The organism is Streptomyces sp. NPDC048479, assembly GCF_040651435.1.
Classification (GTDB): Bacteria; Actinomycetota; Actinomycetes; order Streptomycetales; family Streptomycetaceae; genus Streptomyces.
In genome coordinates this window covers 350,908-368,670 of sequence record NZ_JBEZKA010000002.1, presented here as the reverse complement: position 1 = coordinate 368,670, position 17,763 = coordinate 350,908, and the positions used below count along the sequence as shown (strand labels likewise).

Sequence of the window (17,763 nt, the reverse complement as noted above, 5' to 3'; positions counted from 1 at the left end):
CTCAACGCTTGGCTCGTTCCCGGCCGGGATCCGTGCGCCCTCCATCGCGGCCTGGCTCATCCGGCGCCGGAAGCGGACCCGGGTTCGGTTCCAGATCGTAATGCTTGACGGAGCTACTGCCTTCCATGTCGAATTCTTGAGCCAGCCCGGTGGCGTGGAGTCGCCCCATTTCTCCGTCGGGGATCTCCATGGGCCCGATGGTCACACCCTTGTTCTCGTCCCAGTTGTAGCGATCCCATGCGTTGACCTGGTAGTCGAGACCCACCTTGGGCTCACCGTCCGCCCCGGGCGTGACCGTGACCACGCCGGTGACATTCGTCCTGGTGGATCCAACCGCGTAGTACCAGTTCGGCTGGGTGTCTTTCGAGAAGCTGTAGTCGCGATTCCCGGTCTCCACAGGCATGGCGACCGGCTTGCCTCCGTTCCGCTTGAACTCCTCCAGCGCCTGCGCACGCCACTCGTCCTGCTTCAGCCCGATGCTGCCCTTGACGTGTTTCTGGAGCCCATCGTCATCGTGCATCATCTTGTCGACCGGCAGATCCATAGGGTCACCGGAGTTGCCTATGTAGTGAGCCATATGACGCGCCGCGTCGTTGTAGCCCCACGCGTCGGCGCCATGGGAGAGCGCCCTGACCTTCTCCTGGGTCAGGAAATCGCCGTATTCGGCGTCCTCCCTGCCGTGCCGACCCGAGCCGGCGTCCGGAGCGATCCGCTTGACTGTGGGGGACATGACTCCAGCCGAGATCAGGTCGTCCTTGTGTGTACTCCACAGCTCGGCGCGCGCCTGCGGGCTCAGGGAAGTCCACATCCGCGCCACTTCCGCCCGCTGCTCCGCATTCGCGTCGTCCCCGAGAGAAGCGAGCTTGAGGGCCCGCGGAATCATGTCCTCGTCCAGCGAGGTGTACGTAGCGTGGCCGGCGTTATGGGGGTCACCGCCGTGGCTCTTCCTCAAGGCTCGCGTGGTAGCTGCGTCGATCTCTGCCGCGTGCGAGACCAGCCCGGTGAGGGTGTCCGCATACCACTGCATCAGGTCCTTGGTGCGCTGGTTGGTCCCCTCGGCTGTGCACATCGCTTCCATTACCTTCACCGTGCCGTTGCCGCCGTCGGTCACGATGAGACCTGGGTCCTCCTTCGCGGCATCCGCGGCCAGGTCCTTGGCCTGCTTCTGAATGTGCGTCAGTTCGCTGTGTGCGTCATCCAGGACGCTCCAGATGCTCTTGGCCTCCTGGTGCAGATCCAGGAACTCCTTCGCCGTCATACGGACGAATTCTTTGGTTACCGTTGCGTTGATGCCCGCCCACTGCGCGCCGTCGGATTTCTGCACCAGGCCGCTGTAGACCTCCGATCTGACCTTCTCGAGGCTGCTGACCATGGCCTTCCAGTCAGCGACCGCCGAGTTGAGCTTCCCGAGATTTACCTCAAGAAGATCCGTGTACGAGAATGCCCCCACCGACGCTCAACCCCCTGTCACTTCACGTACTTTGATATCTCGGACACCGACATTGCCGAGCCGTCACGGTGCTTCAGTGCGGCGGCGATCTCCACCTCGTCCTTGGCGTGAGCCTTCTTGGAGTAGTCGAGGTGGTTGGAGATGTGCGCGCACATCTGCAGGACTGTTTTGACCTGCGTGCCCCAGACTTCGAGCGTCGTACTGAGCTCGTCGCCCATCGTGAGGTGGTGCCCTGACAGCTCGGATGCCGCCTGGGCGGTCGACCCCGCGCCACCCCTGCTCATGCCCGCGCCTGCGATGTCGGCCTTCTTCTGCAGGTCACCGTGCAGCCGGAAGGCCTCGTTGCCGACTGCGCCCAAGTCGTCTTGGTGGACGACTAGATCGGCGTTTGCTGCGGATCCGGCGCTTTCGGTGTCTGGCTCGGTCTGGTTGAGCCGCATCTCTACGGGCTGCTGGTCCTGCGTCCCGGATTTGAGCTGTGCCCACTCGTCGTCAAATGTCATCGTTGCCCCCGCCCGATTAGCATCAATGCGAACGTTACCAATGATGTTGGCAGAAGAGGCTGCAGTTACGCTTGCAGGGCATCGCTGTAGCAAACGACCGTGACGCGGGGTGATGCCCCAAGTATGGCGGCCGTTCATGCCTTACTGGCTGTCTTGGCGTGCAGGGAAGGCGAGTTTGGCCCGTAGGTCTTGCCGGGGCGGCGGGGCGTGGAGTGACGCCCCAGCGGGTGGCGATAGGCGTCGGGCACAGTGAAGGTCAGGATCCCGACGCTGTATATGTCGGTCTTCTGGAGACCTGCCCGCCGATCGGAGGCGTTCTCCGGGATTTTGATACCGATCTGTTCAACGATGCTGGCCGCCGTGACGCCCTCCTCCCAGCAGCACCCACTTCCTCTCGCCGCTCCCCCCGGCGCGGAGTCGGTACGGTTCAGCACCACGACGGCGAAGGGAAAGGCCGCGGCTGCGAGAAGTGCCGCAAGGCAATGATTGGGCGAGGCACGAAGTCCTCAAGAGGGGTCTGGGTGGGGCAGGGCGGTCAACGCTTGGGTCGTTGGCGGTCGGTATCCGTCGCACAACAGCACGGCGATGCCAACGAGGATGGGGGGAAGTCTCGTGGTGGCTCTGGAAGTTGGCGGCTGGTCAGGCCTGCGGTCGCAAGAGCCCCGGAGGTCCTGCCATACGGTCGGACCGGACTGCTTCCCCGTATCCCGCGGGCGAGTGCCCTGCCGTTTCAGGAGCAGTCGAACCAGTGGCCGATGGGCCGGTCGGGGCACGACCGTCACTCGAAGATGTACATGCCGCCCGACTCGCCCAGCATCAGTCCGGCCGCCTTCTGCGCGGCGCGGCCCTGTTCGGAGCGGAACGTCTCTTCACCGTCGACGACGGCCCGGTCCTCCAACGGGAGCCAGGTGGGCCAGGACGCCCCGTCGTACTTCCGGATCGAGATGGTGAGCCGGTGAGCCATGCGCTCCCCGTAGCCGTCGCAGTAGCAGCGAGCCGCCAACTGAGCTGTTTCGGCCCGTCGGTTCGCCGGCGCGAGGGTGGAGCAGTATCGCCTCGTTGCGGAACGGGGCCACCTCCGGGAGGAGCTGCTCGACGTCGAGGGGGCGGTGCGGGGTGGTACGGCTCACCTGCGGCTCCGACGGGTCTGCGGTACGGGAGGGCAGGACTCCACGGCCGGGGACTGACACAGGCTGCCTGCTTGCGCGCGGATCGCTTGCGGAAGTATCAGGGCGAGTGGGCGCGCGACTAGGCGAGCGGTGTATGCAGAGGCGGGGCCGGTGTCCGCGACGGACGCCGGTCGCCCTGAACGCCCGTCGCCGGTGAAGGACGCATCGTGCCCCAGCGGGCGGCAAGTGTCTCGATGAGGAGCAGACCGCGCCCCGATGTCGACGACAGCTAGGCTGATCATCATGAAGCCGATCAGTCGACGCCGTACCTTCTTACCCGCCGTCCTGGCTCTGTTTCCCCTGCTGACCCTCGGCTGTTCGGCCCGGACGGATACCGATGGCGCGGGCGGCCCCAAAGGCAAAGGGCCTTCGCCCGCCAGTGCCGACGATGCGCCTCGCCCCGTCGAGGGTCTGGGGAACATCATCGTCGCCGGCCGGCCGGTCACCGGCTCGAAGCCGTCGGGGCATGCGAAACTCCCGTACCAGCGAACCTACGCGGCGGGGCCGTTGTATGCCGCAGTCACCGGCTATCGGTCGATGGCCTACGGGCAGGCGGGCCTCGAAGGCGTGTACAACGACGTGCTGTCTGCCGGCGTCAAGGGCCACGGCAGCCTTTCGGGCAACGTGGTCACGACGATCCGCCCGGACCTTCAGACGGCCGCAGCCGACGCTCTGGGAAGCCGGAAGGGCGCCGCGGTTGCCGTCGACGCCAGCAGCGGCCGCATTCTGGCGCTGGTGAGCACGCCCTCGTACGACCCGTCCGCCTTCAGCGGGTACTTCCCCTCGGACGAGAAGGCGTGGAAGGAACTGGAGGCCGACAGCGACAAACCCAAGCTCAACCGGGCGCTGCGTGAGGCCGTGGAGCCGCGCGAGACGTTCCACCTCGTCGTGGCGGCTGCCGCGCTCGAAAAGGGGCTGTACCGGTCGGTCGACGAGGCCACGCGCGCCCCGCTGCCCTACACCCTGCCGGGAACAACGACCGAACTCACCTCGGACGCCGCTCCGTGCGCACGCGCCTCGATCCGGACCGCGATCCGGTACTCGTGCGACAACGTCTTCGCCAGCCTCGCCGTAGAGCTGGGCCACAGCAGTCTCGCGGCGACGGCCGAGGCGTTCGGCTTCAACGACGACGAGTCGGATGTCCCCGTGCGAGTGGTGGAAAGCACCTACCCCACGGGCGATGTGAGGGAATCCGAGGTCGCCCTGTCCGGTATCGGGACGGGCGGGGTGAGGGTCACGCCACTCAAGATGGCCGAGGTCATGGCGGTGATCGCCAACGGCGGTCGGTCAGTTGCCCCTTCGGTGGTCGACTCCGTCGTCCTCGGCGACGGAACCGTACAAAAGCCCAAGAACGCGGCATCCTCTGCGCCGCGGCGCCGCGTCATCGGCCAAAGCACCGCCGTGCAGCTGCAGTCGGCGCTCAAGGACGCCTCTGGTGGGAAGAGCGCCGTCGGTACGACCGGCTGGGTCGCGCCGCCCACCGGATCGTACGGCTCCGAGCCGACCGCCTGGTCCGTGTCGTACGCCCGGGACAAGAGCGGTCGGCTGATCGCAATCGCGGTACGGGTGGACGGCCCCGGCAGCGGCGGGACCGGTGGTGCGCGCCCGGCGGTCGACGTGACCGAGCAGATGTGGTCGACTTTGTCCTGAGTGGGCGTTCGTCCCGTTGTTTGCGGTCGCTACTCGGCAAGCAGGAGGGCCCGGCGGACTCGCTGATCTCGGAGTTCGAGTCGTTGATTGAAGTAAACCGGGCCGCACGCTGCTACGTACAGAGCGCGAGCGTCGTGCCGCACTCGTGGAGCTTGGTGCCCTCGTTGCTGTATGGCTCATTTGGTCGCGGACCTCGGGGCTGACCTTCGTCCGCCGGAGGAACTCGTTCAGGCCGATCAGGCAGTGATTTTGCTGGTACACGGTAGTCCACCGCATTCGGTAACAGCGCCGGTATCGGGGAATCGGTGCGATGCCCGCCGATGAGTCCGGTCACTCATTTGTGGCGAGCGTAGGACGTGCGGGCGCACCCCTTGTGGGTGGGCGCAGCCTGTGGCATATAGGTCTGGACCATTGCCGTCGTCCGCGGAGGCCCGACCGTGCAACGTCCCCCCACACTCCCCGCTTTGGCCTGCGCGGCCGCACTTCTCCTCACCGCCTGCGGTGGTGAGGAGAAGGACACCACGATCCCCAGTGCACCCTCCGGCGTGACCGCCCAGGCGGGCAGCGCCACCTCCGTTCATGTCATGTGGGAGCAGGCCACGGACGACAAGGCGGTCACCGGATACGAGGTGTTCCAGAAGGGCATCAGGGTCAAGACGCTGCCGACCGCCAAGCAGATGGTGGACATCGACGGGCTGAGCCCGAGGACCGCGTACAGCTTCACCGTGCGGGCGCGGGACGCCGCGGGGAATCTCTCGAAGCCCAGTCCCGCGATCACTGTCACCACCCCGGCCCCCACGCCGGAGGACAGGAAGGCGCCCACGCCGCCGGCCAAGCTGCGGGGCAAGGTCGACGGAGGCCGGGCGGTCACCCTCAGCTGGGGGAAGGCTGCCGACAACATGGGCGTCACGTCGTACGACATCTACCAGGAGGACTCCCGCATCCACAGCGTGCCCGGCACCGAGACCAACGCCCGCGTCACCGGCCTGCGGCCCGGCACCGTCTACACCTTCACCGTCCGGGCGCGGGACGCCGCCGAGAACTCGTCGCCGGACAGCGCCGCCGTCGATCTCACCACCCTTGCCGCGCCCGGCGAAGGCCCCAGCACGGCTCCCACCGGTCTGAAGGCCACGGCCCGCAAGGGGAACGTCGATCTGGCCTGGACCCCGCCGGAGACCGGCGGGCCCGTCAAGGAGCATCAGCTGTTCCTGAACGGGAAGTTGGCCACCACCATCGTCTGGGGAGCCGAGCCGCCCGCCGGCTCGGCGACGTACACGATGATGGTCACGGACAAGCCCGGCACCCGCTACAGCATCAAGATCCGCGCCAAGCTCCCTGACGGGAAGTGGGGAGACTTCTCCGCGCAGCGCTCGGTGGTGATCGGCGGGGGCTGAACCTGGGTCCAAAGCGGCGGAGCGCGACAGCGTCTTCGACGACTACCGGACGGCAGGACCCCGAGGTCGTGTGGATCAGGTGCGGCTCACACGCCGACCGGCGCCGCCAGTTCGCCCAGGATCAGCTCTCGCAGCTTTGCTCGCGTCTCGGCGTCCGTCGAGTAGATCACCGTGCCGACCATGCCGCGTGTCAGCAGCACCTTGTAAGTGTTGCGGATGAGCCGGTCCACATCTGCCCCGGGGGTGGCCTTCTTGAACACCGGATCCTTCGAGGCAGTCCGGTCCGTGACCCCTCCAAGAAGAGCTGGACTGGACTGTTTACGGCGCATACAGCCTCCTCAGCCCTGATGACGTGGCACGTACAACCCTTCCCCGAACTGCCGACGTGCCCGAAGTCGCCCTCGGGAGTCGGGCGTTCGAGATTGTGCTAGCCCGTGAGCTCGCCGCTGGGGAGGCCGAGACCGCGTGGTTCGAGCGGCACGGCATCTTCAGCGCGAGGAGGACGAGACGGGTCAGCGGCTCGACATCCCCGTGCCGCCGAAGTACGCGTCCGCGGACTTCCTTAAGGCGTCCTACTGGTCGCACCGCGGGAAGCTAGACGTACCCAAGGAGCGGTTCATCTCCTACCCCGACGCGTCGCCTGACTCCGACCCGACGCTCCTGCTCGGTTGGGCCGGCTGGGACCATAAGGACCAGGTGCAGGCGTTGGTCAACGTGATCAACGACCGTACCGAGCAGGCCGGTTGGGACACTCCGCGCCTCACGCCGCTCATCGCGGGCATCCAGGAACTGATGCCGCGGGTCCGCCAGTGGCACGGTGAGCATGACGAGGAGTGGGGCGGTAACCCCGCCGAGGAGTACCAGGCGTACCTGGACGAGCAGCGCGGCAAGCACGGGCTGTCGGCGGACGACCTCACGGCCTGGCGCCCGGAGAAGAAGACACGCGGCCGGGCGAAGAAGACCGACTGAGCCTCGCGTACAGGCGCGTACAAAGGCGCCCCCGTCACCGGATCGCTTCCGGTGGCGGGGCGCCGTCGTTCGTGTGCGGTCAGCCCTGCGCGGCGAACTCCACGAAGGCAGCCCAGCCATCGGAGGAAACGCGAAGGGTCGGCCCCGCCGTGTCCTTCGAATCGCGGACGCAAACGGTGCCGGGGCAGGCCGCGACCTCAACGCACTCGCCGCCCTCGCCGCTGCTGTAGCTGCTCTTGAACCAGGCCGAATCCGGAACGGACTGCACGCGCGTTTCGACGTTCATCTCTCTCCAAGCAACTTCTCGACGAGGGCCAGCGATTCGCGCGGAGTGAGTGCCTGGGCCCGGAGGATCCCGTACTGTTCCTCGATCTCCCGGACGGGCTGTCGCTCCGTGTAGAGACGGCTGTCCTTGTGCGCCTCAACGTACGCGATCCTCCGCTCTTCCTTCGTCTCGATCAAGGTGAACGGGCCAGCCAAGCAGGCGTGCTCCTCACGGTCGGTCAGCATCACTTGCAACTCGACATTGCGACGCTGGCCGCAGAGCAGCATCTGTTCCAGCTGTCCGCGCATCACGCTCCGCCCACCCAAGGGGCGGTGCAGCAAAGCCTCCTCGATGACGAAGCTGATGGTTGGGAGCGGCGTCCGGGAAAAGATCTCCTGCCTGGCAAGGCGAGCGGCAACCCGCTGGGCCACGGTTTCCTCGTCCAGGAGCGGGCGGCGCATCGCGAACACAGCCCGTGCGTACTCCTCGGTCTGCAAGAGCCCAGGCACGGCGTGCGTCGCATACACGTGCAGCTCAACCGCCTGCGCTTCTAACCTCGCCGCATCCCTGAAGAACGCCGGATACTGCGCCCGCGCCACCTCCTCCTTGCTCGCCCGCAGCAACCCGCCCGCGTCCAGCACCTCGTCCGCCTTGTCGATGAACCTCGGCGGCGGGATCCGGCGCCCCTGCTCGAACGAGGCGATCGTCGACGCCGAGTACCCGGTCAGCGTCCCGAACTCCGGCCGCTCCAGCCCCGCCCGCAATCGGCACAGCTTCAACTGCTGCCCGAAGATGTGCAGGATGCCCGATCCCGGCTCGTACTCGTGCTCCGCCTGCTGCTGATCGTCCACGACCCCCGCACCTCCCGTACCGCCACGCCCGCCGCCGTCCACCACACCTGCGCGGCCAACGCACCGCCCCGGAACCGGTCACGCCCCGAGCCGCGTACATCACCGCGCGGAACGCGTACAGCCCGTGCCCGTCAGCGCGTCCCTCCTGGTCAAAGGTATGCACGCGTCGAGATCGTTTTCCGCATGAACCGAGCAATTACCCCGCCCGTGGCAGCCCAGCAACCCCCGCCATCCGCCCACGAGTTCACGATGCACTTCATCTCCACCCCACGCGGCGCCCGCCTCGCCCGCCGGCTCGTCTCGCACCGGCTTCACGAGTGGGGTCACCCTTACGACTCCACGCCCAACGAGACGATCACGTTCATCGCCGCCGAGCTCACCGCCAACGCCGTGCGCCACGGCCACGTTCCCGGCCGGGACTTCCACCTCCGCCTCACAGCGACGGCCGCAGCGCCGGCCACCACCCTCCGCATCGAGGTCGCCGACACCCGTACCGAGCGATGCCCCGCCCCCGAGTCCGCGGAGACGCCCCCACCCCTCGACGAGGAGTCGGGCCGCGGCCTGTACCTCGTCGCCCGGCTCGCCGACCGCTGGGGCGTAACACCCCGCCCCGGCGCCCCCGGAAAGCGTGTCTGGGCGGAGCTGCGACTGCCGACCGCACGTCGGGACGACGTGGATTGCTGAGGCGTATGGAGTGCGGGTTCGCGCGAGACGGGTCTCCTGCGTGTCCGGTTGGATCCAGAGTCCAGCCGTCAGGTCTTCGACGGTGCGGGCGGTGGGCTCACGCTCGGCTCAATCGTCGAACGCATGTAGAACCGTGTGGTGCCCGGTTTCACCTGGTGCGCGAAGAGCTCGATGCAGTAGTGGACATTCATCGCCTCGGGTGTTTTGACGTCGCCTGAGCAGAGGCCGCCGAGCCGCGTCCCTTCGACGATGGTCTCCGGCTCCGGCAGCCCCAGGTGACCGAAGCCCGCTGCCGGCTTGTAGCCCTTGTCCTCCGGGTGCAGGTTCGCAATCGTCACGGTGCCTGGACGGGTCAGCGCCGCGAGGTACTTCTCCGCCTGCGGGCTGGGCAGTGTGAAGGACAGCAGCCCGGAGTCGTAGCGCATGCCGACCTTGTACCCGGCGCGCCGGTCTGCTGCCTCTTCCGGTATCCGCGCGCCCATCAGGTTGCTCGTCCAGGCGAAAGTGGCACCCTCCGGCCAGCAGCACTCGTACTCCTGCTTCGTGAGATCGGCGTCCACTTCCGCAAACAGCCACGTAAGAGCGAGAACACCGGCAGCCGCGATGCTCGCAAGCACCCCCATGACGACGAGCAGCGGGCAGATCCACGTCAGCCGCCGGGGTGTACGTCGCGACGAAGGGGTGTGCTTGTGGGGTGAGTTGATCACAAACGGAGATCCTCTCAGTCGACTCCCCGCACGTATAGGCGGCTGGTGCTGTCGTCGAGGCGAGTGCACGGCGATCGCCAAAGAGTTCAGGTCGCCTGCGCACGGCGCGCAGACCTGCCCCTCGCGGACGTCAGGCAGCGTTTCGGGCTCCTTGAGGCCAAGACGGGAGAATGGCGTGAGGGGCCTGAGTGAGGACGCAAATGAGCAGCGGTATGAGGATCCGACGCCTGGCCGCGGGGCTCGCCCTGGCCTCCTTCCTGGTAGCCGGCTGCGGCGCCGACGGCAAGGACACATCGAGCAACCCCGCAGAACCGGGAGGCACCACCATGGACATGAGCCAAGCCGAGCGCAGGGCAGAAGAGCTGATCCAGCAGGCGGTCCGCGGCGTGAGCCCGGTGCCCCGGCTGGAGTCGTTCGGCGGTGGCGTCAAACCCTGCCTGGATCCGAGCGACGGCGGTTCGGAAGACAGGGTCACACTGACGAGGAACTACTGGTTGAAGGACATCCCGCGCGAGCAGTCCAAGGACGTCGTCCGACAGGTTTTCGAGAACTGGAGGGCCGGCAGCCATGCCATCGATGCCGAACCCGACTACAACCGCAACGTCGCTGTCGCCAATCTGCGCAGCAAGCCGGACGACTTCCTGATGCAGGTGGCGGCGGGCCTCGGCGGTCAGGTGAGCGTGGGTGTCACGTCTCCCTGCTTCTGGCCCGACGAGGGCAAGAGCCCTGTCCCCAATGCACTCGGATACCCGGCGCCCGGATCCAAGGCCGAACTCCGGGCGAGGCAACAAGCCCTGAGCGGCGTACAGGGGGTCTCCAGCCAGATTCTGGACACGTTCGCCGGAGGCCGTCCGTCACACGAGGACGCGTACGTATGGGTTCGCGAACAGGACGGTTCCTGCGTGGCTCAGCACCAGTGGACCTACACCTGCGGGGACGCAGAGACAGCCGCGCAGGCCTTCCAGCGCATGTTGCGCAAACTGGGTGAACGCGGCTGGCAGCTGGTCGACCCCCCTGACGATGCGGCGGCTCCGGGCGGCGGTGCCGTACTGGCTCTGACGCCTGATGAATACGAAGCTGGGGCGACGGTGGAGCGCGAGCGCGGCCGGGCGGACATCACCGTTTCCGCGGCGTGGGAACGGGCGTGGCCACCGCCCTACAAGCGTTGACCCGACCGGTGCCCCAGTCAGTGAGCCGACGCTGCTAACCCTGGGTGGAGAAGAAGACGACCTCTGCCCCGCCTGAGGATGCGGCGACAGCGGGTGCGCCCTGCTCGTCGGATGCGCCCTCCGGCGACTCCACTCCGAGGCCCCTGGGGTGGGAAACTGCCCCTCGTGCCTCCGACGAGATCATGGGGGCTCGGCGCGGGGGGAGCACACAGCACATGGCGAGCAAGGGCCATCCGGCACAGGGCGCCGACGGGCGCGGCATCTTCGACTGCGACGGGGCCCATCGCAGTCCGCTCAAGGGCGACTGCGAGCGGGTCTTCCAGTCCGGGATGGTCGTCCTCGACACCAACGTGTTGCTCAACCTCTACCGTTCCAACGCCCGCACCCGCGAGGACACGCTCGCCGTGCTCACCAAGCTCCGGGACCGGCTGTGGGTGCCGCATCAGGTGCTCACCGAGTTCTGGCGCAACCGTGAGCCGAGGTCCGTACTGCCGTCCCGCCTCGCCGAAGCGACCCTCGCGTTCAGATTCTCCGATGTGAAGGGCGCGCAGGCCGTGTTGGGGGAGCCGACGAGATTCGTGGCAGGTCTCGGATCCTGACAGGCGCCCGGCCTGCCGGATAAACCGCCGGGAGTGCAGTGCGCACGTGGGCGTATGGATGCATACGCGCCAACAACGATTCCGCCCGCGGCGTACGGCTGGCCAGGATGATCGCTCCTGAAGGACCGGAATGAGGGGGCGTGCCGGAGGGCTGCGCGGGCGCGACGCCCCCGGTGCTGTGCGGTACCGGGGGCGTCGCGGTGAAGTGGTGTGAATCAGCCGACCAGTTGCTCGTACGCCGACAGCGTCAGGAAGTCCTCGTAGTTCTCGTCCAGCGCCACCTTCAGCAGCAGGTCGTGCGCCTGCTGCCAGTTGCCCGACGTGAAGGCCTCCTCGCCGATCTCCTCGCGGATCGCGGCCAGTTCCTCCGCCGCGACCTTGCGGGCCAGGTCCGCGGTGGCGAGTTCGCCGTTCTCGAAGACGACGCCCGCGTTGATCCACTGCCAGATCTGGGAGCGGGAGATCTCCGCGGTGGCCGCGTCCTCCATCAGGTTGAAGATCGCGACCGCGCCGAGGCCGCGCAGCCATGCCTCGATATAGCGGATGCCGACCTGGACGGCGTTGCGCAGACCGTCGTACGTCGGGCTGGCATGCAGCGAGTCGATGGCGATCAGGTCGCCGGCCGCAACCGAGACGTCCTCGCGGAGGCGGTTCTTCTGGTTGGGGTTCGCACCCAGCACGGCGTCGAACGAAGCCATCGCGATCGGCACCAGGTCCGGGTGCGCGACCCAGGAGCCGTCGAAGCCGTCGCCCGCCTCGCGGTCCTTGTCCGCCTTGACCTTCTCGAAGGCGACCTTGTTGACCTCCGCGTCGCGGCGGGACGGGATGAAGGCCGCCATGCCGCCGATCGCGTGGGCGCCGCGCTTGTGGCAGGTGCGGACCAGCAGCTCGGTGTACGCGCGCATGAACGGCGCGGTCATTGTCACCGCGTTGCGGTCCGGGAGCACGAACTTCTCGCCGCCGTCACGGAAGTTCTTGACGATCGAGAAGAGGTAGTCCCAGCGGCCCGCGTTCAGGCCGGCCGCGTGGTCGCGGAGCTCGTAGAGGATCTCCTCCATCTCGTACGCCGCGGTGATCGTCTCGATCAGGACGGTCGCGCGGACAGTGCCCTGCGGGATGCCGACGTACTCCTGCGAGAAGACGAAGATGTCGTTCCAGAGGCGGGCTTCAAGGTGCGACTCCGTCTTCGGGAGGTAGAAGTACGGGCCCTTGCCGAGCTCGATCAGGCGCTTGGCGTTGTGGAAGAAGTAGAGGCCGAAGTCGACCAGCGCACCGGGGACCGGGCTTCCGTCGAGCTGCAGATGACGCTCCTCCAGGTGCCAGCCGCGCGGGCGCATGACGACCGTCGCGAGCTCGTCGGCGGCCTTCAGCGCGTACGACTTGCCGGAGCGGGGGTCGGTGAAGTCGATCCGGCGCTCGTAGGCGTCGATCAGATTGAGCTGGCCAAGGACAACGTTCTCCCAGGTGGGAGCCGAGGCGTCCTCGAAGTCTGCGAGCCAGACCTTCGCGCCCGAGTTCAGGGCGTTGATGGTCATCTTGCGGTCGGTCGGTCCGGTGATCTCGACACGGCGGTCGTTGAGCGCCGCCGGGGCCGGGGCGACTTTCCAGGAGTCGTCCGCGCGGATCGCGGCGGTCTCCGGGAGGAAGTCCAGCGTGGAGGTGCGGGCGATCTCGGCACGGCGCTCACCGCGGCGGGCGAGCAGCTCGTCACGCCGTGGTGTGAACCGCCGGTGCAGCTCGGCCACAAAGGCGAGGGCCGCGTCGGTCAGGACCTCTTCCTGCCGGGGCAGGGGCTCGGCTTCGACGATGGCCAGCGGGGACGGCGCTGGTGCGGACATGAGCTGTCACTTCCTTCAGCGGGCGGTGCCTGGCGGCCGCCGGGCGTACAGATACGGCACTCGGTGCCGCAAGAGCCGAGGTACGGTCGCGGGCGCCGTCTGGAGAGTCGGGCGCTTCTGACCAGTGGATAGTAGTTTCCTCATGGTGGAAGTTCAATGGTTTGTTGATATCGAGATTCTCCGGGTCGACAGATCATGGCGCTGAGTGCCACGCCGTTTACTCAAGGTGCGCCAGATCCTCGGCCGTGTCGATGTCGTACGGCTCGGCGATGTCGCCGCACTCGATCAGCGCGAGCGAGGACTCGTGCGCCTTCAGATACGCGCGTGCGCCGCGGTCGCCGACCGCGCTTGCCGTGATGTCCTTCCAGTGGTGCGCGCCGAACAGGACCGGATGCCCGCGCTCACCTTCGTACGCGGCCGCCGCGAGCGAATCCCGGGATCGGTACGCGGCGCGGATGCGGGCCACCGCCGCCGCTCCGATCCCCGGCTGGTCCACGAGAGAGACGAGCGCCGCGTCCGCTGCCGTGCTCTCGAGCGATTCCAGACCCGCTCGCAGCGAGGAGCCCATGCCCTCCTTCCACTCCGGGTTGTTGACCAGTACGCAGCCGGAGAGGTCGGCCTCCTTCCGTACCCGGTCGGCAGCCGCCCCCAGCGCCACATGCACCGGAGCGCAACCGCCCTCGCGCAGCACGCGCACCGCGTGCTCGACCAGCGGCCTGCCCCGGTGCGTCAGCAGCGCCTTCGGGCGCCCTCCGAGCCGCCGACCGCCGCCGGCGGCGAGCAGCAGTCCGGCGACGACCGGTTCCTTCCATGGTTCTGCGACATGTGCCATAAGGACTCCTTACCTCATATGCGGGCGAAGCGCTGCGTCGTTTCGTGTGCCGCGGACGCCCATCCGGAACCGCCCGCTCGACGGCCGTCGTCTGACGTGGAGAGCCCGAGGTGACCTTGGATAAGGTGCACCTCCAACACTGAACTTCGCCATGGGGGACGAGAGTCGATGAGTGGGCGCGCACACGAGGGAACGGTCTTCCAGCCGCTGGGCGAAGAGGATCCGCAGCACGTCGCCGGATACAAGCTCGCCGCCCGGCTCGGCGCCGGCGGCATGGGCAAGGTCTATCTGTCGTACACACCTGGCGGCCGTGCCGTCGCCATCAAGGTGATCAGGCCCGACTTCGCCCAGGACGCCGAATTCCGCCGCCGTTTCGCGCAGGAGGTCCAGGCCGCACAGCGCGTGCAGGGCCTGTACACCGCGCCGGTCATCGACGCGGATGCGGAGGCCAAGCAGCCCTGGCTCGCCACGGCGTACGTCCCCGGGCCCTCACTGGCCGACGCGGTCAGCGAGCACGGCAAGCTGCCGGTGGAGACCGTGCTTCTGCTGGTCGCCGGGATCGCCGAGGCGCTGCATGTCATCCACGGCGCGGGCATAGTCCACCGCGATCTCAAGCCTGCCAATGTGCTGCTCGCCTCGGACGGGCCGCGCGTCATCGACTTCGGCATCGCCCGGGCCGCCGACGCGACATCGCTCACCAGCAGTGGCGTCACCATCGGTACCCCGTCCTTCATGGCCCCGGAGCAGGCGGCCGGCAGCCAAGTCACCCCGGCCACCGACATCTTCGCCCTCGGCCAGGTCGCGGCATACGCGGCGACCGGCAAGGCGGCCTTCGGCGAGGGCACTTCACACGGTGTGCTCTACCGGATCGTCCACGAGGAGCCGGACCTCACTGAACTGCCCGAGCAGCTGAGCGAGTTGGTGACTCGCTGCCTGGCGAAGGACCCCGAGGCCCGGCCTTCGGTCGCGGACCTCCTCGCCATCTGCCAGTCCGCCAATGCGGAAACAGTGCTGCGCCGGCCCGAGGAGTGGCTGCCGGGCGCCGTCGCCGCCGAGATCACCACGCGCAAGGCGGCCCCGGCGCCGCCCGCGACCGCGCCGGCCGGCCAGGCCCCGGCCGCGTACGCTCCCACCGCCCCGGCACACGCTCCGACGGCGCCCGCGACCGCCGCGCCGATGCAGGCTCCGGCACCCGGCCAGGCCCCGGCCGGGTACGCCCCGACCGCCCGCACCGCCCCGGCCACCCCGCCGCCCGGCTTCGGTCCGCCGCCGCAGAACCCGACGTACGGCTACCCGCACCAGCAGCAGGCCGTCCCGCCGCAGGCTCACGCCTGGCAGGCGCCGCCGCCGCAGTACCACCACCAGCCGGTGCAGCCGTACAACACCCTCGCCACCCCCACCGCGCCGCCCAAGAAGAAGACGGGGCGCAATCTGGCCATTGCCGTCGTCGCCACGCTGGTGGTCGGCGCGGTGGCCGGAAGTCTCCTGTACCTCGCCCTCGGGGACAAGGGCAACGACAAGGGCAAGCAGTCGCAGGGCAAGGACAAGAGCAGCAGCAGGCCGGACACGGGCGGTCGGGGAGGCACCGCCCCGACCCCGGGGCAGAGCAAGTCGTCGGCGCCGGCGAATCTGCCGGACCCGACGCCCAAGACGTACAACGGCCTCAACGTGTCGGACGATTACGGCATCAACCTCGGCGACGAGCCGGTCAAGTCGGTTCCGGAGGACTCCAACGGCGACCTCGCGTACTCCTACTACGGCGTCTGGATCAAGGCCACCAACGGAAAGATGGTCCTGCTGCGCACCGGCCAGAACGCCGACCTGGCCACCTGCCGGGCCGAGACCCGGTTCACAGAAACGCTCGACGTCGGCAACCTGTCGAAGGGCGCGAAGTTCTGTGTGCTGAGCGAGTCGGGGAACGTTGGCCTGGTGACCTTCCAGGGGAAGTCGGCCGAGTCGGATCCCAGTCACTACGTAACCCTTGATGTGACGGTCTGGCGCGGTGCGATCGACTCCGTACAGCCGTCGTCCTGAATTACGTCCACGGAGTGGCGTCCACCGCATCGGATGGCGTTAACTGGCCCGCGACCCAGGGTGGCTGACCGACACCCATGGGTCACCGGCCGGCACACCGATGTGCGAGGGGGAGACTTTGTTGCGGAGCGTGGGGCAGACGCGGGTGACAGGGAGCGGCGAGGACCCGAGGGCGACGGAGCTGCGTCTCGCCGTCTCCCGGCTCCGCCGTGAACTCGCCGGGCATCCTGCGGAGTTCCCCGACCGGGGGATCGCCGAGGACGAACTGGCCGTGCTGGCCGCGATGGTGGCCCACGGCGATCCGGAGATCCCGCGTATGCGCCGCTCGCTGCTGCTGATCGCGGGTGCGATCGGTTCGGTCAGCGCGCTGGCGCCGGCGCTGATGGGGGTACGGAACGCGGTCGACCTCTTCGGCGAGGTACCGCCGCAGCGCCGCGCCTGAGGGCCGGGTCCGTCCGGCGGCCGGGCCCGAGGGCCGGTGTCGTGCGGCAGCCATGTCTGAGGGCCGGGTCCGTCCGCCGGACGGGCCGGAGGTTCAGAGGGAGATTCGCCGTTCGTCCGCGGCGATCGGGAAGTCGTTGATGCTCGCGTACCGGCGCCGCATCAGACCGTGCTCGTCGAACTCCCAGTTCTCGTTGCCGTAGCTGCGGAACCACCTGTCGTCCTCGTTGCGCCACTCGTATTCGAAGCGGACCGCGATGCGGTTGTCGGTGTACGCCCACAGCTCCTTGCGCAGCCGGTAGTCCAGCTCGTACTGCCACTTGTCGCGCAGGAACTCCACGATCTCCGCGCGCCCGCGGAGGAACACATCGCGGTTGCGCCACTCGGAGTCCTCGGTATAGCCGAGCGCGACCCGCTCGGGGTCACGGCTGTTCCACGCGTCCTCCGCTGCCCTGACTTTCTGCAGTGCGGTCTCGGCGGTGAACGGCGGGAACGGCGGCCTGTTCGCGGTCATGGCTCTCCCCTTCGAAACCCGGAGAACGTACGTTCTCCCGTCTGTGCCGTAGCCTAGGAGAACGGTGATTCTCACGCAAGGCGGGGGTTGGCATGGAAGCCGCAGCACTCGAGGCCCGAGTCCTCGACGCAGCCGAGACGCTGTTGTACGGGCGCGGACTGCAGACGGTGGGCATGGATGAGATCCGCAACGCGTCAGGGGTGTCCCTCAAACGCCTCTACCAGCTCTTCCCCTCCAAGGAGCGCCTGGTGGAGGCCTATCTGCTCCGACGTGACGGGCGGTGGCGCGCGGCGCTGGCGAGCCATGTCGACGCCCGGCCCTCGCAGGAGAACAGGATCCTGGCGGTCTTCGACTGGCTGGAGTCGTGGTTCGAGGAGCCCGGCTTCAGGGGCTGTGCCTTCGTCAACTCATTCGGAGAGCTGGGCGCCACATCCGAGGGCGTCGCGGCTGCGGCCCGCGGTCACGTCGATGCGCTGAGACGGTATCTGGCCGGGATGGTGGCTGCGGCGGGCCGCCCCGCCTGGTTGTCGGAGCCCCTCCTGCTGCTTGTGGAGGGTGCGATCACAACAGCCGCGATCTCCGGGAGCAGCGCGCCGGCAGGTCAGGCCCGGGAGGCGGCGCGCATGCTGCTGGACGCGGACCGCTCGCAGGTCCCGACGCCGTGAACGCGACTGCGCCGACGACCCATGTTCGC

18 protein-coding genes and 1 pseudogene are annotated in these 17,763 nt (G+C 68.0%); 9 read left to right on the top strand and 10 right to left on the bottom strand.

Going from position 1 to position 17,763, the window contains the following annotated elements; translation table 11 throughout:
- Position 1: 1 nt before the first annotated feature.
- The 3 genes from AB0D12_RS04525 to AB0D12_RS04515 form a co-directional block, all read right to left on the bottom strand.
- Positions 2–1,450, bottom strand: a complete 1,449-nt coding sequence (locus tag AB0D12_RS04525) for a hypothetical protein (RefSeq protein ID WP_362676993.1) — start codon at positions 1,448–1,450, stop codon at positions 2–4.
- A 17-nt stretch (positions 1,451–1,467) separates the two neighbouring features.
- Positions 1,468–1,953, bottom strand: coding sequence for a hypothetical protein (locus AB0D12_RS04520; protein WP_362676991.1), 486 nt, complete (start codon positions 1,951–1,953; stop codon positions 1,468–1,470).
- A 778-nt stretch (positions 1,954–2,731) separates the two neighbouring features.
- Positions 2,732–2,917 (bottom strand): hypothetical protein, encoded by a 186-nt coding sequence (locus AB0D12_RS04515; protein ID WP_362676989.1) that lies wholly within the window; start codon positions 2,915–2,917, stop codon positions 2,732–2,734.
- Positions 2,918–3,365: 448 nt separating this feature from the next.
- Here AB0D12_RS04515 and AB0D12_RS04510 point away from each other — a divergent pair, with 448 nt between their 5' ends.
- Together AB0D12_RS04510 and AB0D12_RS04505 are read left to right on the top strand one after the other, a co-directional pair.
- A complete protein-coding gene (locus AB0D12_RS04510; protein ID WP_362676987.1) occupies positions 3,366–4,772 on the top strand; it encodes a penicillin-binding transpeptidase domain-containing protein in 1,407 nt (468 codons plus the stop codon).
- A 437-nt stretch (positions 4,773–5,209) separates the two neighbouring features.
- Positions 5,210–6,166 (top strand): fibronectin type III domain-containing protein, encoded by a 957-nt coding sequence (locus AB0D12_RS04505; RefSeq protein WP_362676985.1) that lies wholly within the window; start codon positions 5,210–5,212, stop codon positions 6,164–6,166.
- An 86-nt stretch (positions 6,167–6,252) separates the two neighbouring features.
- Here the strand turns inward: AB0D12_RS04505 and AB0D12_RS04500 are convergent.
- Positions 6,253–6,456 (bottom strand): annotated as a pseudogene (locus AB0D12_RS04500) (DNA/RNA helicase domain-containing protein); the annotation flags it as partial.
- Between the two features lie 175 nt (positions 6,457–6,631).
- Here AB0D12_RS04500 and AB0D12_RS04495 point away from each other — a divergent pair.
- A complete protein-coding gene (locus AB0D12_RS04495; RefSeq protein WP_362676983.1) occupies positions 6,632–7,135 on the top strand; it encodes a hypothetical protein in 504 nt (167 codons plus the stop codon).
- 79 nt (positions 7,136–7,214) lie between these two features.
- Here the strand turns inward: AB0D12_RS04495 and AB0D12_RS04490 are convergent, their stop codons facing one another.
- On the bottom strand, positions 7,215–7,421 hold the full coding sequence (locus tag AB0D12_RS04490) for a DUF397 domain-containing protein (protein WP_362676981.1): 207 nt from the start codon (positions 7,419–7,421) through the stop codon (positions 7,215–7,217).
- Positions 7,418–8,251: a helix-turn-helix transcriptional regulator gene (locus tag AB0D12_RS04485; protein WP_362676979.1), complete on the bottom strand. Its 834-nt coding sequence runs from the start codon at positions 8,249–8,251 to the stop codon at positions 7,418–7,420. Before AB0D12_RS04485 ends, AB0D12_RS04490 begins: the two co-directional genes overlap by 4 nt.
- A 183-nt stretch (positions 8,252–8,434) precedes the next feature.
- On the opposite strand from AB0D12_RS04485, the gene AB0D12_RS04480 reads away from it, so the two are divergent.
- Positions 8,435–8,935, top strand: coding sequence for an ATP-binding protein (locus tag AB0D12_RS04480; RefSeq protein WP_362676977.1), 501 nt, complete (start codon positions 8,435–8,437; stop codon positions 8,933–8,935).
- A gap of 68 nt (positions 8,936–9,003) precedes the next feature.
- Here the strand turns inward: AB0D12_RS04480 and AB0D12_RS04475 are convergent, their stop codons facing one another.
- A complete protein-coding gene (locus AB0D12_RS04475) occupies positions 9,004–9,642 on the bottom strand; it encodes a hypothetical protein (RefSeq protein ID WP_362676975.1) in 639 nt (212 codons plus the stop codon).
- 212 nt (positions 9,643–9,854) lie between these two features.
- Here AB0D12_RS04475 and AB0D12_RS04470 point away from each other — a divergent pair, with 212 nt between their 5' ends.
- Both AB0D12_RS04470 and AB0D12_RS04465 read left to right on the top strand, forming a co-directional pair.
- Positions 9,855–10,811, top strand: coding sequence for a hypothetical protein (locus tag AB0D12_RS04470; RefSeq protein WP_362676973.1), 957 nt, complete (start codon positions 9,855–9,857; stop codon positions 10,809–10,811).
- Positions 10,812–11,026: 215 nt separating this feature from the next.
- The gene (locus AB0D12_RS04465; RefSeq protein WP_362676971.1) at positions 11,027–11,410 is read left to right on the top strand and encodes a PIN-like domain-containing protein; all 384 of its coding nucleotides are present in this window, start codon (positions 11,027–11,029) and stop codon (positions 11,408–11,410) included.
- 215 nt (positions 11,411–11,625) lie between these two features.
- Here the strand turns inward: AB0D12_RS04465 and aceB are convergent, their stop codons facing one another.
- Together aceB and AB0D12_RS04455 are read right to left on the bottom strand one after the other, a co-directional pair.
- Positions 11,626–13,248, bottom strand: a complete 1,623-nt coding sequence (aceB, locus tag AB0D12_RS04460; RefSeq protein WP_362676969.1) for a malate synthase A — start codon at positions 13,246–13,248, stop codon at positions 11,626–11,628.
- 217 nt (positions 13,249–13,465) lie between these two features.
- Entirely contained in the window at positions 13,466–14,080 is a 615-nt protein-coding gene (locus AB0D12_RS04455) for a nucleotidyltransferase family protein (protein WP_362676967.1), read from the bottom strand.
- A 168-nt stretch (positions 14,081–14,248) separates the two neighbouring features.
- Between AB0D12_RS04455 and AB0D12_RS04450 the strand changes: the two genes are divergently transcribed.
- Positions 14,249–16,114 carry a protein kinase gene (locus tag AB0D12_RS04450; protein ID WP_362676965.1) on the top strand — a complete coding sequence of 622 codons (1,866 nt, stop codon included), beginning with the start codon at positions 14,249–14,251 and terminating at the stop codon, positions 16,112–16,114.
- Positions 16,115–16,232: 118 nt separating this feature from the next.
- Positions 16,233–16,556, top strand: a complete 324-nt coding sequence (locus tag AB0D12_RS04445; RefSeq protein WP_362676963.1) for a DUF5955 family protein — start codon at positions 16,233–16,235, stop codon at positions 16,554–16,556.
- Positions 16,557–16,649: 93 nt separating this feature from the next.
- Here the strand turns inward: AB0D12_RS04445 and AB0D12_RS04440 are convergent, their stop codons facing one another.
- The gene (locus AB0D12_RS04440) at positions 16,650–17,069 is read right to left on the bottom strand and encodes a nuclear transport factor 2 family protein (RefSeq protein ID WP_362676961.1); all 420 of its coding nucleotides are present in this window, start codon (positions 17,067–17,069) and stop codon (positions 16,650–16,652) included.
- A gap of 92 nt (positions 17,070–17,161) precedes the next feature.
- Here AB0D12_RS04440 and AB0D12_RS04435 point away from each other — a divergent pair, with 92 nt between their 5' ends.
- Entirely contained in the window at positions 17,162–17,734 is a 573-nt protein-coding gene (locus tag AB0D12_RS04435; RefSeq protein ID WP_362676959.1) for a TetR/AcrR family transcriptional regulator, read from the top strand.
- Positions 17,735–17,763: the final 29 nt, after the last annotated feature.

Excerpts from the sequence above, each read along its gene's own strand:
- AB0D12_RS04520 (WP_362676991.1), bottom strand. The coding sequence starts at position 1,953 with ATGACATTTGACGACGAGTGGGCACAGCTCAAATCCGGGACGCAGGAC.
- AB0D12_RS04515 (WP_362676989.1), bottom strand. The coding sequence starts at position 2,917 with ATGGCTCACCGGCTCACCATCTCGATCCGGAAGTACGACGGGGCGTCC.
- AB0D12_RS04510 (WP_362676987.1), top strand. The coding sequence starts at position 3,366 with ATGAAGCCGATCAGTCGACGCCGTACCTTCTTACCCGCCGTCCTGGCT.
- AB0D12_RS04490 (WP_362676981.1), bottom strand. The coding sequence starts at position 7,421 with ATGAACGTCGAAACGCGCGTGCAGTCCGTTCCGGATTCGGCCTGGTTC.
- AB0D12_RS04480 (WP_362676977.1), top strand. The coding sequence starts at position 8,435 with ATGAACCGAGCAATTACCCCGCCCGTGGCAGCCCAGCAACCCCCGCCA.
- AB0D12_RS04470 (WP_362676973.1), top strand. The coding sequence starts at position 9,855 with ATGAGGATCCGACGCCTGGCCGCGGGGCTCGCCCTGGCCTCCTTCCTG.
- AB0D12_RS04465 (WP_362676971.1), top strand. The coding sequence starts at position 11,027 with ATGGCGAGCAAGGGCCATCCGGCACAGGGCGCCGACGGGCGCGGCATC.
- aceB (WP_362676969.1), bottom strand. The coding sequence starts at position 13,248 with ATGTCCGCACCAGCGCCGTCCCCGCTGGCCATCGTCGAAGCCGAGCCC.
- AB0D12_RS04455 (WP_362676967.1), bottom strand. The coding sequence starts at position 14,080 with ATGGCACATGTCGCAGAACCATGGAAGGAACCGGTCGTCGCCGGACTG.
- AB0D12_RS04450 (WP_362676965.1), top strand. The coding sequence starts at position 14,249 with ATGAGTGGGCGCGCACACGAGGGAACGGTCTTCCAGCCGCTGGGCGAA.
- AB0D12_RS04440 (WP_362676961.1), bottom strand. The coding sequence starts at position 17,069 with ATGACCGCGAACAGGCCGCCGTTCCCGCCGTTCACCGCCGAGACCGCA.
- AB0D12_RS04435 (WP_362676959.1), top strand. The coding sequence starts at position 17,162 with ATGGAAGCCGCAGCACTCGAGGCCCGAGTCCTCGACGCAGCCGAGACG.